Raw genomic sequence first — 19,825 nt, 5'->3', positions numbered from 1 at the left:
TCAAACAGTTATTTGCACATCTTCTTTCAATTTGTGTTTCAGTTAATTATTACTCCCATCCCGGATTATTGGGGGCCAGTTCTGGGTTTAATGCGATTTCATTAGTAGGCACCTGATACAGATAATACTTATCTAACCAACCTTTACCTGCTACCAAAGGATCATTATACATATAGATAAAACCTTCTTTCTTTCCTGTCGTATCGGCGTATCCTTTTTCAAGATCAACAAACTGTCCGGAGTCGCCAATCTGCTCTTTAGTAGCCCATTGACCATACTGTATCTTATTGATAAACCAAGGTGCCTTTTTCCAACGGCGCACATCGTAGAATCCAAATCCTTCACCCATCAATTCTACTATGCGCTCGCGACGAATCTCCCACAATACAGGGTCTACGGTCTGGTCGCGCTTCGGATCAAATCCGGCATTTATCTCGGCCACTTTCATATGGGCAACTCCCACCCGATCGCGTAACTTATTGATAGTAAGATCAGCAACTGTCTGATTGAAGCCTTCGGCACCTGTACCACCTTTTTCAAATTTAGCCTCGGCATAATTCAACATCACTTCATCAATCTTGAACAAAGGTACATCCGAGGTCCCTTCATTCTCTTTCGAATTATCCCAAACATTATAGTATCTATACACATAGTTACCGCTACGGGCTACGAGGAAACCTTGTCCGCCATTGTTGGTGAAGAAGTGAGGCATCCCTTTCAATATAGCAGCAGACCAGTTCATCAATGGGAACACTTTATGTTTACCGGCTTCCCCATTTCCACCCCCGAAACCTGTGTAACGGGTAATGCCCATGATATCCATAAACTCACGGTCTTTAGGATCGGAGGTATACTCCCAACTGGTATTATCGGCACTTGGGATCACCTTATAAGGGGGAGCTACAGTCTCCAGCAGACGAAGGTCACGATTGCGGAAGGTAGCATTCATACTATTATCCCCATCCTGCGACCATTCATATTCCGAGCTGTTATGAATCGTTTTACCATCTTTACAAAGATACATGTCGATGATGTGTTGCGGCATTTCCACATTATGGGTGGATGTCCGTTCAACATGCGTCAGTACATAATTAGTCAATTCTTTTTCTACATATTCCTTATACAGAATGATGCCTTTCATTCCTTTCAGGTCAGATGTCAGCATCTCTCCCCAGTCACTGTTCAGTTCGGGATAAGAATCCATCAGCTTTTTGGAATAAGTGATACAGGCATCAAAGTACTTATCTTCGTCCCCCAAAGCATGATATTTACGCCATGTACCTTCAAAAAGGCAGAAACGGGAAAGAAGAGCACGGACAACGTGCACATTGATCGTATTTTCACCGTCACCTTCTTCTTTTATATGCTCTTCAGCGTATATCAAATCGTTCAATACATGATCGGCAACTTCTTTGCGAGGTGTACGGGGACCATATGCTATTTCCTTATCCGAATCACCCAGTACACGATCTACCCAAGGCACATCACCAAAACGAGCTATCAGTTCCGAATAATAATAGGCACGGAAGAAATATCCTACCGAACGCCAATGTTCCTTGTCCGCATCCGTCATCCCTGAGTGATCGATATTTGCCAACATGACATTGACCCGATAGACGAAACTGAATGCCCATCCATTGCCTGATGACGAACTGGATACATTCTGAAAAGCATACGGATTACCGTCACCCTGACGACGCATCAGATAACCTGCATAAATATCGCTTGTATAGGATGTGGCACTGGCATAGGCTCCGTTTGTACCGGGAATACGCAGGATATTAGTATTTGTAAATACTCCGTACAATCCCCAGGCATAGGTCTTGAAAGTATTATAATTACTGAACACTGTCTGCTCCGTCAACGAAGTATCCGGATAGCGTTCCATAAAACTATCGTTGCATGACGTAAATCCGATAGCTGCTGCCGCAAGCATAGTATATATTATTTTTTTCATAACCAATTCAAAATTAAAGAGTAACATTAAAACCAAAAGAAATCGTACGATAGAAAGGATATCCCCATGACAGGCGTTCCGGGTCATAACCCTTCATCAGCTTAGTAAATGTGTGAAGGTTCTCACAACTTACGAACGCTTTCAAACTCGTTAATGTAATAGGTGCCAACCAGCTCTTCGGGAAATTATAACTCAAAGTCACATTCTTGACACGTAGATAAGAGCCATTCATCAGATACTTCGTTTGCGCACGTGTATTATAACCGGAATTGTTTCCTTGTCCGTAAATACGGAAGTATTCCGCATTCGGATTGGCTGCCGTCCAGTCGCCATTGGCAGAATCTACCGGTTTCCAATAATCCAGCTGGTCTTTAAAGAGTGAACCGAACTGTCCGGAATTAAACGGCCAGCGGCGTGCATCACTGATCCATACATCACGTTTACCTACTCCTTGCAGCAAAACACTCAGATCAAATCCTTTGTAATTGACTCCCAGATTTATACCATACTGCAAACGCAAAGAGTTATTACCGATTATCTTGCGGTCTCCCGGATTGTCAAAGGTTCCGTCTCCCGTATCAATGCGATTCGTACTCGATGCATCATCACGCAAATTCTGGTATTTGATGTCACCGGGACGGGGACTTACTCCATCCACTGTGACCACTCCTTCTTTCAATTTCCAGGTATTTGTATCTTCAAAGTCATCGGCTGTATAGTAACCATCCGTTACATACCCCCAGATAGAACCGATTTCATATCCTTCATAATAATTATTCGTGCCATCACTTTTCAGGATAATCTTTGATTCATTATGGTATTTGGTAACGACTGTTTTAGAGTCATAAAGATTGAAGCCTACATTATAGCCCCATGCACCGATTCTATCTCTCCACGTCAATGACAATTCCCAGCCTTTCGTACGCAAGTCGGCGGTATTCTGCAAAGGTGCGGAAGCACCTACCACTGACGGCAACTCAGCTCCCGGAGCAAGCATATCTTTCGTATCACGGCGATACCAGTCGAAAGTACTTTGCAGACGTCCGTTCAAGGCAGTAATATCAAAACCAAAGTCCAATGTTTCTACCGTTTCCCAAGTAAAACTATCACTGACCAGTCCCGGAGCATTCAAAGTCAGCGGCTTCGCTCCATTCACCAGCCACGCCACATCCTTCTTTTCCACTTGCGACATGGTCGGAACAAATTTATAAGGATCAATGCCCTGATTACCTATTTGTCCCCAGGTTCCGCGAAGTTTCAGATCGCTTAGCCAGTCACCTGCAACCGGTTTCATAAAGTTCTCGCGGGCAATGTTCCAACCCACAGATACAGAAGGGAAGAAACCGAAACGATTTTTCTTCGGGAATTTAGACGAGCCGTCATAACGACCATTGGTCTCAAACAGATATTTGCCTTTATAATCATAATTAACACGATAGAAAGCGCCACGCACAGTATACACGCGATGATCATCTGTAATAACCTTATTCTCACCGGTAGCCGTACTATGTGACGGATACTTCTCGTTAATCATATCATAAGAATAAGTATACAGTTTCTTCCAGTCACTGGATTCCTGGTTGAAGCCGCCCATTAATGACAAGTTATGCGTGTCATTCCATGAATATCTATAATTAGCATACAGGTTGATGGCATTATAATCAGTACTTTGGTGAGTCGTCTCCAGAGAAGAAGTAGTGGCAGTCTGTATTTTTGCCAGCTCAACCGTTGTATAATCAATGGAAGCCTTATTCACATTCTGATTACTCCATGTCTTGTCAAATGTATATTCGAATGCCACTTCAAGTCCTTTCAATGGTTTCAATACCGTTTTTGACAGGATACGGGCATTGTCTCTGATTGTATTGTTATCCGTTGCCATTCTCAAAACATTAGAAGGCGTATTCGTCATCAGGCTGGTGCCGTCAGGCAAAGTCAGGGAGCCTTCGGGATATACAACCGGCAAACGCATATCATACAATCCGGTCTTATCCGAAGTCACGGGCATATTCTTGTCACTCTGAGCATAGCGTATATCTACAGACTGAGTCAGCCACGAGGTGATTTCAGCAGAAATATAGGCACTACCCGACAAACGTTTGTAGCGGTCTTTATCGGTGATCAAAATACCTTGCTCGCTATTATAACCAAGGGAGAGACGATAAGCCAGCTTATCAGTACCACCACTCAATGACACATTATGCGCTTGCAGAAAACCGTAATCATCAAGCATATTGGCATACAGGTCTTTCTCATTCAGATAATAATTCAATCCTGTTTCCGGGTCTACATATACCCCGTCTCCGGTAGTCTGGAATTTACCCGGATTCTTACGATATTCGGTCAGGTAGTTCATCCAGGTTTTGATATCTTGCCCGGTGTAGTATTTACCGGCATTGAACTCGCCGTCCAGGTAAGCCTGCATCCACTCCAGCCCGTCAGCCTGTTCCGGACGATTGATAGAACTCTGGAAACCAAAATTATTATTATAATTGACATGAAACCCGTCGCCTTTCTTCGCCTTCTTTGTAGTCACAAGTATTACACCGAAAGCGGCACGCGCACCATAGATAGCGGCCGAAGCGGCATCTTTCAACACAGAAACACTTTCGATATCTTCGGGATTCAACATATCGATATCCCCCGGAACATTATCTATCAACACCAACGGACCACCGCCATTGATAGAAGTCGTACCACGAATATTGAATGATTTGCTCTGTCCCGGACCGGCAGCATCATTATTAGGAGTAATCTGAAGTCCCGGCATCGTACCCTGCAAAGCACTCATGGCATTTACAACAGGACGACTCCCCAGTACATCATCCATCTTTACCTGAGATACCGCGCCGGTCAGGTTCGCTTTCTTCTGTACACCAAAACCAACTACTACCACTTCGTCCAGACTCTGTGTGTCCTCTTTCAATACTACCGACAGCGTCTTTCCCGGAGTTACTTTCAGGGACTGTCCTTGATAACCAATATAAGAGATTTCAAGAATGGCTTCTTTTGAACCGACATTCAGGATAAAATTACCGTCCATATCAGTGATCGTACCATTGGCGGAGCCTTTTTCTATCACACTGGCACCGATTACCGGTTCACCTGCTGCATCCACAACTCGTCCGCTCACTTTTACCTTTTCCTGATGCGCCTGTCCGACGGATGCCAACTCCGTAGACAGAATGATCTTTTTATCTATTACCTTATATTCTACATTCGTATTTTTAAATACTTCGTCAAGAACTTTAAAGATATCATTACGGTTAGCGGAGATTGTCACCAACCGTTTCAAATTTATATGAGCATTGTTGTAGAAGAAACTAAATTCTGTTTGCTTCTCTATCGCTCTTAATACATCCTCAACTGTCTGATTACGTACATTCATCGTAACCTTTGCAGATTGGGCATAGCTATCTGTCGCATTAGTTAATCCGACAAAACAAAATAAGAATAAAATAACCAGTCTCATAGTACGTGGGATTTTTTTCGAGGTTAGCCAAAAAGACTTTACCACCCTTAAAACTTGGATGCTAAAATTGTTTTGCATAATTTTGTATTGATTTAAGTTGAAAATGAGTTAACTATGCTTGTCTGCCAACAAGCATTTTCAATTGATTCATTTTAGTATGGGAAGATCTGCCAAAATCTTCCCATACTTTTTTCTAAGTGGGTTTTGCTTTCATACTATTAAATTGTTAAAGGTTAATCAATAAATCTCTATTATCTCTTTTTTTCTGTCACTTCCATCCTTGTCATCATTGATATGTTTCCAGCGTATTTTGGAAGATACTTTAAAATATTCCAGGATCTTTTCCAAACGTTGATTTGTAAAGGTTCCCGTGAACGAGCTATTCTTCAGTTTTTCGTTCTTAATAACGAATTTCACGCTATATCTTTTTTCCAGCATCCATAATGCTTCTTCCAAAGGTGTATTATCAAGAACAACTTCTCCATCTTTCCAAGCCAATTCTGATTTTCCCGAAGTTTTATAAAGGTGGACTTTATCAGTCTCCGAATCATACACCAGCTTCTCTCTTGGAGATAAGATGATATGTTTCATCACAGCATCTTTCTCGAACATAAAATCTACTTTACCTTCAATCAAAGTTGTAATAACCTCTGTATTCTGTTCATATGCTTCTACATTGAAACATGTACCCAATACTTCTATCTGTGATTGATGTGTAGTAGAAAGGATAAATTTCTTTTCCGGATCTTTGGCCACTTCAAAGTATGCCTCACCACTTAACTTCACTTTACGGAAATCACCATTAAAGCGAGAAGGATAAGACAAAGAAGATTCCGAATTTAAATAAACAATTGTACCATCGGGTAATGTCAACGAAGTTGTCATTCCAGGACTGGTCTTAACTTCCATCATCTCCGCTACCTCTCCGGCATCCCCTTTCCAGTTCTGCCATATTAATAAGGTAAGAAGCGGAATAAACAGAATTGCAGCAGCACGTTGTGCCCACTCCCACCACACTGTCCTTCTCACTTTACGGTCCGACATTTTTCCCTTTACTTTCAGTAAAGCTTTCTCCGTATCAACTTTCTTCATTACCTGAACCGTGTCCACAGCCAAATAAAGAGCAAAAGTCTGAGTAGCAACTCGTTTATTCTCCTCCGACTCGTCCATCCACGCTTCCACTTCCAGACGTTCCCCCTCACTCAACCTCCCCTCACAATAACGAGGAAGCAATTCTTCTATTCTATTATTATCTAATTCTTTCATCCTTTATTCTACCTTTTATTATATGACAAGACCAAACCACGACATTCCTAAACGAAAACCTTATTTTTTTCAGAAAATCTTTATTTTATTATAAAAAAGCTATATTTGCAGCAAATTAGAATTTAATAAATGAAGGAACTACGCATAAAGAGGAATGACCCTCAATTATCTGAAATACAGCGTGGAGGCCTAAAAGCCTTTGAAACGCTATTCAGGCAATACTATGCAGTGCTATGTGCCTATGGTCATAAATATGTTGACTTTCACGATGCAGAAGAAATTGTGCAAGACTCCCTTCTATGGATATGGGAAAACCGGGAAAACCTAATTATTGAATCATCATTAAGTTCTTATCTCTTTAAAATGGTACATCACAAGGCTTTAAATAAGCTTGCACACATTGATGCCATCAAACGTGCTGATACGCGTTTCTATGAAGAAATGCAAGAGATGATACAGGATATGGACTTCTATCAAATTAAAGAGCTAACCAAACGTATTGAAGAGGCGGTTGCCGCATTACCGGAAAGTTACCGGCAAGCATTTGTCATGCATCGTTTCCGGGATATGAGCTACAAAGAAATTGCAGAAACATTGGAAGTGTCCCCAAAGACTGTAGATTATCGTATTCAGCAAGCACTCAAGCAATTACGCATCGATTTAAAAGATTATCTGCCATTGCTGCTTCCTTTACTGTTTCCTTAATATAAGTGACTCCTTCCAATAAATTGGATTCGTACCTATTAAACCTATACCATCCTTCAACTAAATAGAGAAAAACGGTTTCTTTTTAGGTAAAGTTCTTTTTTGCTCTATCAATTAAAGCTATAAAACAGAAAATAGTAAATCTGTATTTATCTATAGTACAAGCTGATACAGATCATAAATTCTCAACCATTCTCATCATGATGAGAATTATTTCTCACCACAGTGAGAACTTTTTCTCATCACAGTGAGAATCTTTTCTCATTGCATTGAGAATTTTTTCTCATTGTGGTGAGAATATTGTCTCATCGTAATAAGCTGACCAAAGTCTTGGAAGTCTGCAATACATAAAACAAACAATCATAAAGGATAAGAAGACAGATACAATCCTATTCTTGCCGATAAGGTAGCGTAAACCAGAAAGTAGAACCTTTGTTTTCCTCTGATTCAACTCCAATCGTCCCTCCTAAGCGATCGATAATCATCTGACAAATGGAAAGTCCCAAACCTGTTCCTTGAACAAAAGGATTGTATTTCACAAACCTTTCGAATACATGCTTGCATTGCTCTTCTGACATGCCGCAGCCTGTATCCGAGACATAAAAGCAAATTGTATCGGCATCCTTCAGACGATATCCCATTCTGATAGAACCTGTCTGAGTAAATTTAATAGCATTGATGACAAAATTGGAAATCAGTTGTATCAAACGATTCTTATCTGTATAAAGGGTACATTCCGGCAGACGTTCGGTAAAAGTAAGAGTAACAGTTTCTTTTTTCAAGCGAAGCCTCATGCTCTGTTCGATTTCTTCCATCGTCTGGTTGACATCTATCAATGACGGGCAGAAGTCAAAAGTGCCGGCTTCGATTTTGGACATGTCCAGAATATCATTGATCAGTTGAAGAAGCAAGTCGGTATTTGTTTCGATGATGTCTGCATATTCGCGCATCTCCTTACGATCTTCTATATCCGGCAACATATTCGAGAAGCCGACAATCGCATTTAACGGAGTGCGGATTTCATGACTCATATTAGCCAGAAAGGCGGATTTCAACTGATTCGCCTGCTCCGCCTTTTCCATTGCCTCACTCAGACGAGTGTATGCCTTGCGAAGAATACGTATATAATAGGCGATCGCTGCTATCAAAATAAGAAGGAAAATGGAACAGGAAAGGATTTCAACACAGTATTGATGAAATATACTTTTAGGTTCGTTGACATAAACAGCTCGTTCAGGATAAAGGTGATAGGGAATATTGTAGGATTCCAGCACCGGATAACAGAGGTAGGCACTCGCCTTCCCTCCTATACTTTCGGGAATGTCCTCCGCCTGTTCTCCATGCAACACACGGTCAATAATTTCAAGTAAGGAATCGCCGAATGATTCTGCAGAAACGTAATAGCCTCCTGCAAAAGTATTATTGGACAGGTCTTCGGAAGAAAGCAGGAACAAGGGAGAGGACGTAAAATTGGTGATAATCTCCTGAATATGATCAAAAAGATAATTATTATCTTCTTTATTATGCGACTCAAACCAGGAATAATAAATAATTCCGGTGTTTGCTTTATAGCTGCGCAAGGTGTCCAGAAGCATTTCTGTTGACAAGTGAGTGGTAGAAAGCAATTCTAAAGGCAGGTTTGGAAAATGCTTTTCAACAGCTTCTTTCACGTCTCCGCGGGTTTCTTCACTGATGTAGCGATCGTCCGAGATAAATGCCAGGCGATCCATATCAGGTATCAGGCTATAGATCAGTTCAACGGTTTCCTTCACATAGTAATGCTGTTTCAGGGTAGTCAGGTTGTAGCCTTTTCTCCACTCTTGGGCGGGGACGCTGTTGGTCTCATTCAACGAGGCATGAGAGAGCAGAATATCCAAGGTAGCAGGCAGGCGGTCACGGGAGTTCGTTATGATCACTGGAACATCTTTCCATAGGTCATCAAATAAAGGACGACAGACAATCCAGCCCGGATCACCAATTATCACAATAGCGGCAGGAGGAAGCGGATATTTCTGACGCAGATGCTCGATGACTGCATTTACCTCCATCGTATCCTGCAAGGCTGGAACAGACAATGATTCCGCTCTGGCGGTTATTCCCTGTTCCTGAAGAACATCGTGCACATACCAATAGAAGTTTTTAGCCCAGGGAAGGTTGAAGTTGATAGAATTCAAAACTAATATTTCTTTATCTGATCTCCCATTATCTGCCAACATAGGGGAAAGGAGTCCTTCGAAAAGAAGAAAGAACGCACCTGTTAAGCATATTCGCAGTAATTGTTTCATTTTGCTGTGTGATTAAAAGTGGAAGCAAAGATAATATTATTTTTATCTTTTAAAAAGAAAGGCATCCCAAATCTATCGGGATGCCTCTCTATTACATATTTTTATGTATCAGTTCATTATGCCTTTTTTAAAGCTGCGATGCTCTCTTTCAAAGAGCTGATGATACTTTCCGCATCGGCCTGCTTCTTACGTTCCATTTCGAGAACGGCTGCGGGGGCGTTATTGACAAATTTCTCATTGCTGAGTTTCTTCAATACACCTTGCAGGAATCCTTCCTTATGTTTCAGTTCAGCTTCCATACGGGCGATTTCGGCTTCTACATCAATCATATTGCCTAGTGGCACAGCGTATTCGGTAGTTCCTACCATGAAGGAAGAAGCGCCTTCCGCCTTGCTCTCTACCACTGTAATGGAAGAAAGGTTACACATCTTCTGAATCACCGCATTGAACTCTGCAACCGGATTTTCGCCCAGCACCTGCAAGTCAAGCGGTTCTTTCTGAGCTATGTTCTTTTGCAGACGGATGCTGCGGATATTGCTGATAACTCCCTTGACAACTTCAAACTGTGCAACGAATGCGGTGTCTACATAAGTATCCATGCTCAATGCACTTACCATCAGACTTTCTCCTTCTTCCGCATTACGTTCGTACATCTGTTGCCACAATTCTTCTGTGATGAACGGCATAAACGGATGAAGCAGATGCAACAGGTTATCGAGGAAGCAGAGAGTAGCGCTATAAGTGGTACGGTCAATTCCCTGTCCGTAAGCCGGTTTAATCATTTCCAGATACCAGGAAGAGAATTCATCCCAGAATAATTTATAAACAGCCATCAATGCTTCGCTCAGACGGTATTTGCTGAACAAGTCCGCTACTTCGGCAGCTACTTCGTTCTGTTTGGATTCAAACCAGTGGACAGCCAGTTTAGCGGCATCCGGAGCCTGAATATTATCGTCAATCGTCCAACCCTTGATCAGACGGAAGGCATTCCATATCTTGCTGCAGAAGTTACGTCCCTGTTCGCAAAGCGCGTCGTCGAAAAGAATATCGTTTCCGGCGGGAGCTGCCAGCATCATTCCCATACGGACACCGTCGGCACCATATTTGTCGATCAGTTCCAACGGGTCGGGTGAGTTGCCGAGTGACTTGGACATCTTACGTCCCAGCTTGTCACGAACGATTCCTGTAAAGTAAACGTTCTTGAACGGCATCTTTCCTTCATATTCGTAGCCCGCCATGATCATACGTGCCACCCAGAAGAAGATGATATCCGGTCCGGTCACCAGGTCGCTGGTGGGATAGTAATAGCTGATTTCCTCGTTACCCGGATGATTGATTCCGTCAAACAGGGAGATAGGCCACAACCAGGAAGAGAACCAAGTATCCAGACAGTCTTCGTCCTGACGAAGGTCATCCATCGTCAAAGCAGCGTTTCCTGTTTTCTCTTTAGCTTTTGCCAGCGCTTCTTCGGGAGTAGCGGCTACCACATAGCCACCTTCCGGCAGGAAGTAAGCAGGAATACGATGTCCCCACCACAACTGACGGCTGATACACCAGTCTTTGATGTTCTCCATCCAGTGGCGGTATGTATTCTTATATTTGGCAGGATAGAATTTCAATTCATCGTTCATTACCGGAGGCAATGCCATATCGGCAAAATGCTGCATTTTGAGGAACCACTGCATAGACAATTTCGGTTCGATCACTACATTGGTACGTTCCGAGTAACCTACTTTATTTGTGTAGGCTTCTGTCTTTTCGAGCAATCCGGCAGCATCGAGGTCTTTCTCAATCTGCTTGCGGACGTCGAAACGATCCATACCGATATACAATCCGGCAGCTTCACTCAATGTTCCGTTATCGTTGAAAATGTCGATACTGGGCAGATTATACTTTTCACCCAACATATAGTCATTTACGTCGTGGGCCGGAGTTACTTTCAGACAACCGGTACCGAACTCAATGTCCACATAATCGTCCTCGATGACAGGGATAACACGGTTTACCAACGGAACGATGACTTTCTTTCCTTTCAGCCATGCGTTCTTGGGGTCGTTGGGGTTGATGCACATTGCCGTATCGCCCATGATTGTTTCGGGGCGGGTCGTTGCTACTACTGCATAGCGGCCTTCCGGATCACCTTCCACTTTATAGCGGAGATAGAACAGTTTTCCGTGCTCTTCCTTGTAGATCACTTCTTCGTCGGAAAGGGCAGTCAACGCTTTCGGGTCCCAGTTTACCATGCGGACACCACGGTAAATCAATCCTTTGTTGTACAGGTCTACAAATACTTTCAATACGCTTTCGCTGCGTTCCTCGTCCATAGTGAAGGCGGTGCGGTCCCAGTCACAGGATGCACCCAGTTTGCGGAGCTGCTTCAGGATAATGCCTCCGTGCTCTTCTGTCCAGTCCCAGGCATGTTTCAGGAACTCATCACGGGTCAGGTCTGTCTTCTTGATGCCCTGGGCTGCGAGTTTGTTTACAACTTTTGCTTCGGTAGCGATGGAAGCGTGGTCAGTTCCCGGCACCCAGCAGGCATTCTTACCTTCCATACGGGCACGACGAACCAAAATATCCTGAATGGTATTATTAAGCATGTGTCCCATGTGCAACACACCGGTGACGTTCGGGGGCGGAATGACGATGGTGTAAGGTTCACGACCATCGGGTTTCGAACTGAATAAACGGTGTTCCAGCCAATACTGGTACCACTTTCCCTCCACGTCAGCGGGATTGTACTTACTTGCTAATTCCATGTTTCTTTATGTATATGATAATGTATATTCAAAAAATAACGGCTGCAAAATTAATAATTTTAATTCAAATCTTACCACCCACAGGATGTTTCTGTGCCCGGAAAGATAATTTATATCCCTCATAAACAGCAATTCCATAAAATAAGGCGGACATCGACACCACATTCTTCACCATGACAGAAAAGATTTCGCCATAATCGACTCCTGCCAGCACTTCGAAAAACGTCATATCATAATCCTTGGCAGCGAAACCGATGATGGATAGGAAATCACCCAGCACACAACTGATCAATGCCAGTGCTGCCCCAAGAAGACCGAAGACGGGACGTATCCCCTTCCCCTGCCGCATGGCGAAACCGACCAGAAATCCGACTCCGATAGCCATATATCCCATCTGAAGACCTGTAGATACGGAGATAAGACTCCATGCCACCGCCCCCAAGATACACGCGACGGATGCATACAGCACTCCTTTGGGAAGATTTTCTTCGGCGAGAAGTTCTTCTTCCGTCATTGACACCGGAAAGTCATCGGGCTTGGGAGGAGCCATCTTCAACAGTTCTTCATCCTTCTCGAAGTTTTCGCATTCTTCGTCAAAGTCAGGAAGCTCTCTGGTACGTTTGCAAACAAGCCCTTTCCCATTCACGAAATCACGTGACACGCAATTCCGGCAATACTTTTCAATTTCTTCTACGGTAGCCATCTTTCATTTAACAGTTTTTTTGCAAATATAGAGGTATTTTTTCGCGTGACGTTTATTTAATGCATATTTTTGTTGACTAAAATCTGAACGGATGATGAAACGGAAACTGATAATTAGATATATACTCCTGGGAGTACTGCTGCTTCTGGTATGGATGACACAGTCGATTCCTGCTTTGGGAAACCTGTATTCACAAACCGTTTATCCTGTCATCTCCCGCGTTTTATCATTCTTCTCCAACTTATTCCCTTTTGCCATAGGGGATCTATTTATTTTCGGGAGTATCACGGGAGTCATCGTTTATCCTTTTTATGCCCGTATCCGCAAGAAACTGCCGTGGAAAAGGATTCTGCTGCGTGACGGAGAATATCTGTTATGGGTTTACATATGGTTCTACCTCGCCTGGGGATTAAACTATTCGCAACCAAACTTTTACCAGCGTACGCATATTCCTTATACAGCTTACACACCGGAGATTTTTCAAGAGTTTGTGGATGACTATATCGACTCACTGAACAGTTCGTTTGTTCCCGTAAAAGGAATCCATGAGGAACAGGTACGTGACGAAGCTGTCAAACTTTACAATCAATTAAGCGACAGCCTGGGAGTGCACCGCCCGCCATTTCCCAATCCACGGGTAAAGACGATGGTTTTCACCCCATTCATATCAATGGTCGGAGTGACGGGAAGCATGGGGCCTTTCTTCTGCGAATTCACCTTAAACGGAGACTTGCTCCCCATCAACTATCCGGCAACGTACACTCACGAACTGGCTCATCTGCTGGGAATTTCAAGCGAGGCAGAGGCCAATTTCTATGCCTATCAGGTTTGTACCCGTTCACAAATAAAAGGAATCCGTTTCAGCGGGTATTTCTCGATTCTGAATCATGTACTGGGGAATGCCCGACGCCTGCTGAGTGAAAAAGAATACGCCGATATAATCAACCGTATCCGACCGGAGATTATAGAACTGGCGAAAAAGAATCAGGAATACTGGATGGCTAAATACAGTCCTTTGATCGGTGATGTTCAGGACTGGATATACGACCTTTATCTAAAAGGAAACAAAATAGAAAGCGGAAGAAAAAACTATTCGGAAGTGATCGGGCTGTTGATTTCGTATCAAGTATGGAAAGCGAAAAACACGTCAGACCAATAAAAAGACTTTTATTAGCGTCCTTGCTTCTGTTTTCGTACCGATTAAGGCTATAAAAGACAAGGAAGCATTATCTTTGCAACATTATTTATAAAAAAATCAAAGGAATGATACATACAAGAGAAGAACAGATGGAAGCCTTCGGCCGCTTTCTGGACATCCTCGACGAGCTTCGGGTCAAATGTCCGTGGGACCGCAAGCAGACGAACGAAAGTCTGCGCCCCAACACTATAGAAGAGACTTACGAGCTTTGTGATGCCTTGATGAGGGATGACAAAAAAGATATTTGCAAGGAGTTGGGAGATGTGCTGCTGCACGTAGCATTCTATGCAAAGATCGGTTCGGAGACAGGAGACTTCGACATCAAAGATGTCTGCGACAAGTTGTGCGACAAACTGATTTTCCGCCATCCTCACGTATTCGGAGAAGTAAAAGCTGAGACTGCCGGACAGGTATCCGAAAACTGGGAACAGCTGAAACTGAAAGAGAAAGACGGAAACAAGAGTGTATTAAGCGGTGTTCCCGCTGCACTCCCTTCACTCATCAAAGCTTACCGCATTCAGGACAAAGCCCGCAATGTAGGCTTCGACTGGGAAGAACGGGAACAGGTATGGGATAAGGTAAAAGAAGAAATCGGAGAATTTCAGGCAGAGGTAGCCAATATGGACAAAGAGAAAGCAGAAGCCGAATTCGGTGACGTCATGTTCAGCCTCATCAATGCGGCACGCCTCTACAAAATCAATCCGGACAATGCTTTGGAACTAACCAATCAAAAGTTCATCCGCCGTTTCAACTACCTGGAGGAACATACGATTAAAGAAGGGAAAAACCTCAAAGATATGTCCCTTGAGGAGATGGACGCTATTTGGAACGAAGCTAAGAGAAAAGGACTGTAACACCATTCGACTTCCTTATGGAATGGATATAATACCTGTCCAAACTCTGTTATTCCCACTTCCAATGTTCTACTCTTTTAGTAAAGCAACAAAGATACATCCGGAAACAAAAATCAGAGGCTCTATCCTATGCGGATAGAGCCTCTGATTTACTCTGACAGAGCGTCTGTTTCATCCCAACAGAGCCTCCGTTTTATTTCTTCCTTTTCGGATCATTTCCTCCGTCCTTGCGGTTCATGCCTTTCAGCATTTCCCGATGGAAACGCATCTCCGCACGTTGAACAAGGAATATCTTCTTGTTGGAAAGTATCTTTTTAAACCGGTCCAGATAAGACTTATCAAGACGGTCGGCAGCGATACGGTTGTCACATACCTTTGCTACAATTTCTTCGTACTGGGCTTCTGTTGTTTTGTCGTCTTTACCTTGACGCATTAAACTCCACGATTCATCGTTCAGTTTCTTCTTCTTCTCCTGCAGTTCAAAATAAACCGGGAAGAATTTGGCAGCCTCTTCTTTGGTTAATCCGGCCTGCTCAATAATGAACGCTTTCTGTTTATTCCGGAATTCCTCACGGGACAAATGCTGGTCACATCCATCGGCAGCCCAAAGAACAGGCATAAAGCCACATAACAAAACGACTAAAGCGATTAGTTTCTTCATTTTCTTATTCAATCTGTTTAATAAATCATTCTACACTCGCGTCACTCAGATAGACGTATAACGAATAATCATCCAACATCGCACGGTCTAACGCAACATCAATCATCTCATCGGATACCTGTTCCGTATCCGCTTCCATAGCCGTTACTGTCACCGCTATATCATCTGCCACCGGTTTATGGTCTGATGACGCTACCCGGATAATCAGGGCAGCTCCTACAAACATAGCCGCCATATAGAATAATGGTTTCAATCTCGTCCATGTCGAAACATGCTCTTCCTTGAAAGCAACTTTCTCTTTTTCAGGAAGTTTGTTCATCACCTCTGAAGTCAGATTTTCAAAGTAACCGTCGGGCACTTTGAAGGAATGCTCCTTTCCGATTTTCTTCAATAGGGTATCTTCTTCTTTCATACGTTTTTCTCCTCTCTTTTGATTAGACGATGTCTGCTTTAAAAGGTTTAATCTACTTCTTCCAAAAACTTCTCTATTTTCTTTACCGCATGGTGATAGGAGGCTTTCAGCGCTCCGACTGAAGTTCCAAAGATTTCTGACATCTCTTCGTACTTCATTTCCTGATAATACTTCAGGTTGAACACCATTCGTTGTTTTTCGGGCAAGGTGAGCAATGCTTTCTGCAATAGCATCTGCACCTGATCGCCCGAATAGTAGGGATCACTCTCCAGTTTCTGCACAATCGCCGCTTCGGGATCGTCGATAGCTACCGTCGTTGTAGCACGCTGCCTGTTCAGAAAAGTAAGACATTCATTCAGCGCAATACGGTAGAGCCACGTAGACAGCTTCGCCTCGGCACGGAAATAGTCAATATTTGTCCATGCCTTGATGAAGGTGTTTTGCAGAAGGTCGTTCGCATCTTCATGCGACAGTACCATCCGGCGGATCTGCCAGTATAACTGCTCGCTGTATTGCGCCACAATCAACTCAAATCCTTTCCGCTGTGTACTCTCCTCCTGAAGGAGTTTCAGAACCTCACGTTCGTTATAAGGGGTCATAGTCTCTCGTATCTGTATAGTTATTTATGGTTATGCACATATTCTCTCTTGCCAAAACCGTTTGGGGGAAGATAGCCGCTGCTTCATTCAACAATACAGACTCGTCCTCATAGCGGGCGGAAAAATGTCCGATGACTAATTGTTTCACTTCAGCATTCAAAGCAATCTGTGCGGCCTGTGCAGCAGTTGTATGATGAGTTTCCCTTGCCCGCACCTGTTCGGTCTGAGCAAAGGTAGCTTCGTGGAAAAGGAGGTCTATCCCCTTTATCTGCTCCACGATCTCAGGTCGGTAGATCGTGTCGGAGCAATAAGCATATTTTCGTGCAGGGGCAGAAGGACGGGTCAGCCGATGATTCGGAATGACTTCTCCTTCGGGAGTTACAAAATCCGCTCCGTTCTTGATCCGGTTCAGTTCGTAGACGGGTACTTTATAGAAATCCACCATATCTCTGATGATATGATTGGGACGCTGCTTTTCTTCAAAAAGAAAACCGCAGCAAGGAATACGGTGTCTCAAAGGAATGGTGGTCACAGCCACCGAGCGGTCGTCATAGATCAGCGTTGGCTCCTTCGTCTCAAATTCATGGAAAAAGACTTTATAGGCCAGCGTTTTGCAAAAGAAAGAAAGCAAGGGAGCAAACAGTTCTTCCAGTCCTTTGGGTGAATGGATATGCAAGTCTGCCGTTCGTCCCAACAGACCGAAGGTAGAAATCAGTCCTAACAGTCCAAAGCAATGATCGCCATGAAGATGGGAAATAAAGATATGATTCAAGCGGGAAAACTTCAAGCGGGAACGACGCAACTGCATCTGCGCTCCTTCCCCACAGTCAATCATAAAAAGCTTTTCACGCAAGTTCACAACCTGCGATGTCGCAAAATGGCGAGTGGTGGGCAAAGCAGAACCGCATCCAAGTATATGTAGTTCGAATTTCTCCATAGCGGCACAAATGTACACAAGTTTTTTGGTATTTGCGCTATCATGGCAAAACAAAAAAAGCGCCCCGATAACCGGAGCGCTTTTCCATTATATAGAAATAACGATTATTTCTTTCCTTCCAACTGTTCTTTCAAAGCAGCCAAAGCGTCGATGTCGCCCAGCGTAGTTGAAGCAGCCTGGTTCTGGATCATCGGAGCATCTTCTCTCTTGTTGTTAGAAGACTTCTTAGCACCGGAAGCAGCTTTCTTCTCTGCTCTTTCTTCAGCCTTAGCTACATCTTCGAAGATACGGCTGTGAGACAGGATGATTCTCTTAGCGTCCTTGTTGAACTCGATCACTTTGAATTCAAGTTTCTCATCCAACTGAGCTTGTGAACCGTCTTCTTTTACAAGGTGTTTCGGAGTTGCGAAACCTTCTACACCATAAGGAAGAGCTACAACAGCACCCTTATCCAACATTTCGATGATAGTACCTTCGTGTACAGAACCTACAGTGAATACTGTTTCGAATACATCCCAAGGATTTTCTTCGAGTTGCTTGTGACCAAGGCTCAAACGACGGTTTTCTTTGTCGATTTCCAATACCTGAACTTCGATGTCAGCACCAATCTGAGTAAATTCTGACGGGTGTTTTACTTTCTTAGTCCAAGAAAGGTCAGAGATGTGGATCAAGCCGTCAACACCTTCTTCGATTTCTACGAATACACCGAAGTTAGTGAAGTTACGTACTTTTGCAGTATGCTTAGAACCTACAGGATACTTCTCTTCGATAGTTTCCCATGGATCTTGTTTCAGTTGTTTGATACCCAAAGACATCTTACGTTCTTCGCGGTCCAAAGTCAGAACTACAGCTTCTACTTCGTCGCCCACCTTCATGAAGTCCTGAGCAGAACGCAGGTGCTGGCTCCAAGACATTTCTGATACGTGGATCAGACCTTCTACGCCTGTAGCGATTTCGATGAATGCACCGTAGTCAGCCATCACAACCACTTTACCTTTCACCTTGTCACCTACCTTCAAGTCAGTGTCAAGAGCATCCCATGGGTGCGGAGTCAGTTGCTTCAAGCCAAGAGCGATACGTTTCTTTTCGTCATCGAAGTCAAGGATAACAACGTTGAGCTTCTGATCCAGTTCAACCACTTCTTTCGGATCGCTAACGCGGCCCCAAGAAAGGTCTGTGATGTGGATCAAACCGTCTACGCCACCCAAGTCGATGAACACACCGTAAGAGGTGATATTCTTAACAGTTCCTTCAAGAACCTGTCCTTTTTCGAGCTTGCCGATAATTTCTTTCTTCTGTTGTTCCAGTTCAGCTTCGATAAGAGCCTTGTGAGATACAACAACGTTTTTGAATTCCTGGTTGATCTTAACCACTTTGAATTCCATTGTTTTGCCAACGAATACATCATAGTCACGGATCGGTTTAACGTCGATCTGAGAACCCGGCAAGAATGCTTCGATTCCGAATACGTCTACGATCATACCACCCTTTGTGCGGCACTTGATGAATCCCTTGATAATTTCTTCATTTTCCAGAGCAGCGTTAACGCGATCCCAAGAACGAGTAGCGCGGGCTTTTCTGTGTGACAGAACGAGTTGTCCTTTTTTGTCTTCCTGGTTTTCGATGTATACTTCTACAGTATCACCTACCTTCAGGTCCGGATTGTAACGGAACTCATTCAAAGGAATGATACCGTCTGATTTGTAACCGATGTTCACAACTACTTCACGCTTGTTCATTGCGATTACGGTTCCGTCAACAACCTCACGGTCGTTCACTTTGTTAAGCGTACCGTCGTAAGCTTTTTCTAGTTCTTCGTGGCTTGCGCTTGTTACAGCTTCGCCGTTTTCATAAGCATCCCAGTTGAAGTCTTCAATAGGAGCTACGTTCTTTAAGTTTTCCATTAATAAATAAATTGTTTAATACTTTAATTGAATAAGACATTATATTATCTATAAATCGGGCGCAAAGGTAGGAATATTTTCTTGACCGACAAAAGAATACCCAAAGAAAAGATGGT

Annotated in this window: 14 protein-coding genes; 3 read left to right on the top strand and 11 right to left on the bottom strand. The window is 43.4% G+C overall.

What is annotated here, in order from left to right:
• Positions 1 to 49: 49 nt before the first annotated feature.
• The 3 genes from ACHLI0_RS20110 to ACHLI0_RS20100 all read right to left on the bottom strand — a co-directional run bounded on the left by ACHLI0_RS20110 (position 50) and on the right by ACHLI0_RS20100 (position 6,695).
• Positions 50 to 1,957 (bottom strand): RagB/SusD family nutrient uptake outer membrane protein, encoded by a 1,908-nt coding sequence (locus tag ACHLI0_RS20110; RefSeq protein ID WP_490749916.1) that lies wholly within the window; start codon positions 1,955 to 1,957, stop codon positions 50 to 52.
• Positions 1,958 to 1,970: 13 nt separating this feature from the next.
• Positions 1,971 to 5,429 carry a TonB-dependent receptor gene (locus ACHLI0_RS20105; protein ID WP_490749915.1) on the bottom strand — a complete coding sequence of 1,153 codons (3,459 nt, stop codon included), beginning with the start codon at positions 5,427 to 5,429 and terminating at the stop codon, positions 1,971 to 1,973.
• Positions 5,430 to 5,666: 237 nt separating this feature from the next.
• Complete coding sequence (locus ACHLI0_RS20100; RefSeq protein WP_490749914.1) at positions 5,667 to 6,695, bottom strand: FecR domain-containing protein; 1,029 nt, start codon at positions 6,693 to 6,695, stop codon at positions 5,667 to 5,669.
• Between the two features lie 129 nt (positions 6,696 to 6,824).
• On the opposite strand from ACHLI0_RS20100, the gene ACHLI0_RS20095 reads away from it, so the two are divergent.
• Complete coding sequence (locus ACHLI0_RS20095) at positions 6,825 to 7,400, top strand: RNA polymerase sigma-70 factor (protein ID WP_490749913.1); 576 nt, start codon at positions 6,825 to 6,827, stop codon at positions 7,398 to 7,400.
• A 389-nt stretch (positions 7,401 to 7,789) separates the two neighbouring features.
• Here the strand turns inward: ACHLI0_RS20095 and ACHLI0_RS20090 are convergent, their stop codons facing one another.
• From ACHLI0_RS20090 to ACHLI0_RS20080, 3 genes are all read right to left on the bottom strand, one after another.
• Positions 7,790 to 9,685 (bottom strand): sensor histidine kinase, encoded by a 1,896-nt coding sequence (locus ACHLI0_RS20090; RefSeq protein ID WP_490749912.1) that lies wholly within the window; start codon positions 9,683 to 9,685, stop codon positions 7,790 to 7,792.
• A 116-nt stretch (positions 9,686 to 9,801) separates the two neighbouring features.
• Complete coding sequence (locus ACHLI0_RS20085) at positions 9,802 to 12,441, bottom strand: valine--tRNA ligase (RefSeq protein ID WP_234120060.1); 2,640 nt, start codon at positions 12,439 to 12,441, stop codon at positions 9,802 to 9,804.
• A gap of 64 nt (positions 12,442 to 12,505) precedes the next feature.
• Entirely contained in the window at positions 12,506 to 13,144 is a 639-nt protein-coding gene (locus ACHLI0_RS20080; RefSeq protein WP_008764517.1) for a hypothetical protein, read from the bottom strand.
• Positions 13,145 to 13,235: 91 nt separating this feature from the next.
• On the opposite strand from ACHLI0_RS20080, the gene ACHLI0_RS20075 reads away from it, so the two are divergent.
• Both ACHLI0_RS20075 and mazG read left to right on the top strand, forming a co-directional pair.
• A complete protein-coding gene (locus ACHLI0_RS20075) occupies positions 13,236 to 14,303 on the top strand; it encodes a DUF3810 domain-containing protein (RefSeq protein ID WP_490749911.1) in 1,068 nt (355 codons plus the stop codon).
• Between the two features lie 104 nt (positions 14,304 to 14,407).
• A complete protein-coding gene (mazG, locus tag ACHLI0_RS20070) occupies positions 14,408 to 15,196 on the top strand; it encodes a nucleoside triphosphate pyrophosphohydrolase (protein WP_008760022.1) in 789 nt (262 codons plus the stop codon).
• A 193-nt stretch (positions 15,197 to 15,389) separates the two neighbouring features.
• On the opposite strand, the gene ACHLI0_RS20065 is transcribed toward mazG, so the two are convergent.
• The 5 genes from ACHLI0_RS20065 to rpsA all read right to left on the bottom strand — a co-directional run bounded on the left by ACHLI0_RS20065 (position 15,390) and on the right by rpsA (position 19,709).
• On the bottom strand, positions 15,390 to 15,857 hold the full coding sequence (locus ACHLI0_RS20065; RefSeq protein WP_008760021.1) for a hypothetical protein: 468 nt from the start codon (positions 15,855 to 15,857) through the stop codon (positions 15,390 to 15,392).
• 25 nt (positions 15,858 to 15,882) lie between these two features.
• Complete coding sequence (locus ACHLI0_RS20060) at positions 15,883 to 16,269, bottom strand: hypothetical protein (protein ID WP_008764514.1); 387 nt, start codon at positions 16,267 to 16,269, stop codon at positions 15,883 to 15,885.
• A gap of 47 nt (positions 16,270 to 16,316) precedes the next feature.
• Positions 16,317 to 16,868, bottom strand: coding sequence for an RNA polymerase sigma factor (locus tag ACHLI0_RS20055; RefSeq protein ID WP_008760019.1), 552 nt, complete (start codon positions 16,866 to 16,868; stop codon positions 16,317 to 16,319).
• Positions 16,855 to 17,805: a ribonuclease Z gene (locus ACHLI0_RS20050; protein WP_032840516.1), complete on the bottom strand. Its 951-nt coding sequence runs from the start codon at positions 17,803 to 17,805 to the stop codon at positions 16,855 to 16,857. Before ACHLI0_RS20050 ends, ACHLI0_RS20055 begins: the two co-directional genes overlap by 14 nt.
• 104 nt (positions 17,806 to 17,909) lie before the next feature.
• Positions 17,910 to 19,709, bottom strand: a complete 1,800-nt coding sequence (rpsA, locus tag ACHLI0_RS20045; protein WP_008764512.1) for a 30S ribosomal protein S1 — start codon at positions 19,707 to 19,709, stop codon at positions 17,910 to 17,912.
• Positions 19,710 to 19,825 lie beyond the last annotated feature (116 nt).

It is taken from the genome of Bacteroides sp. RCH18 (assembly GCF_058231005.1).
The sequence above is the reverse complement of the archived record's forward strand: the minus strand, read 5'-3'. Positions and strand labels throughout refer to the sequence as shown.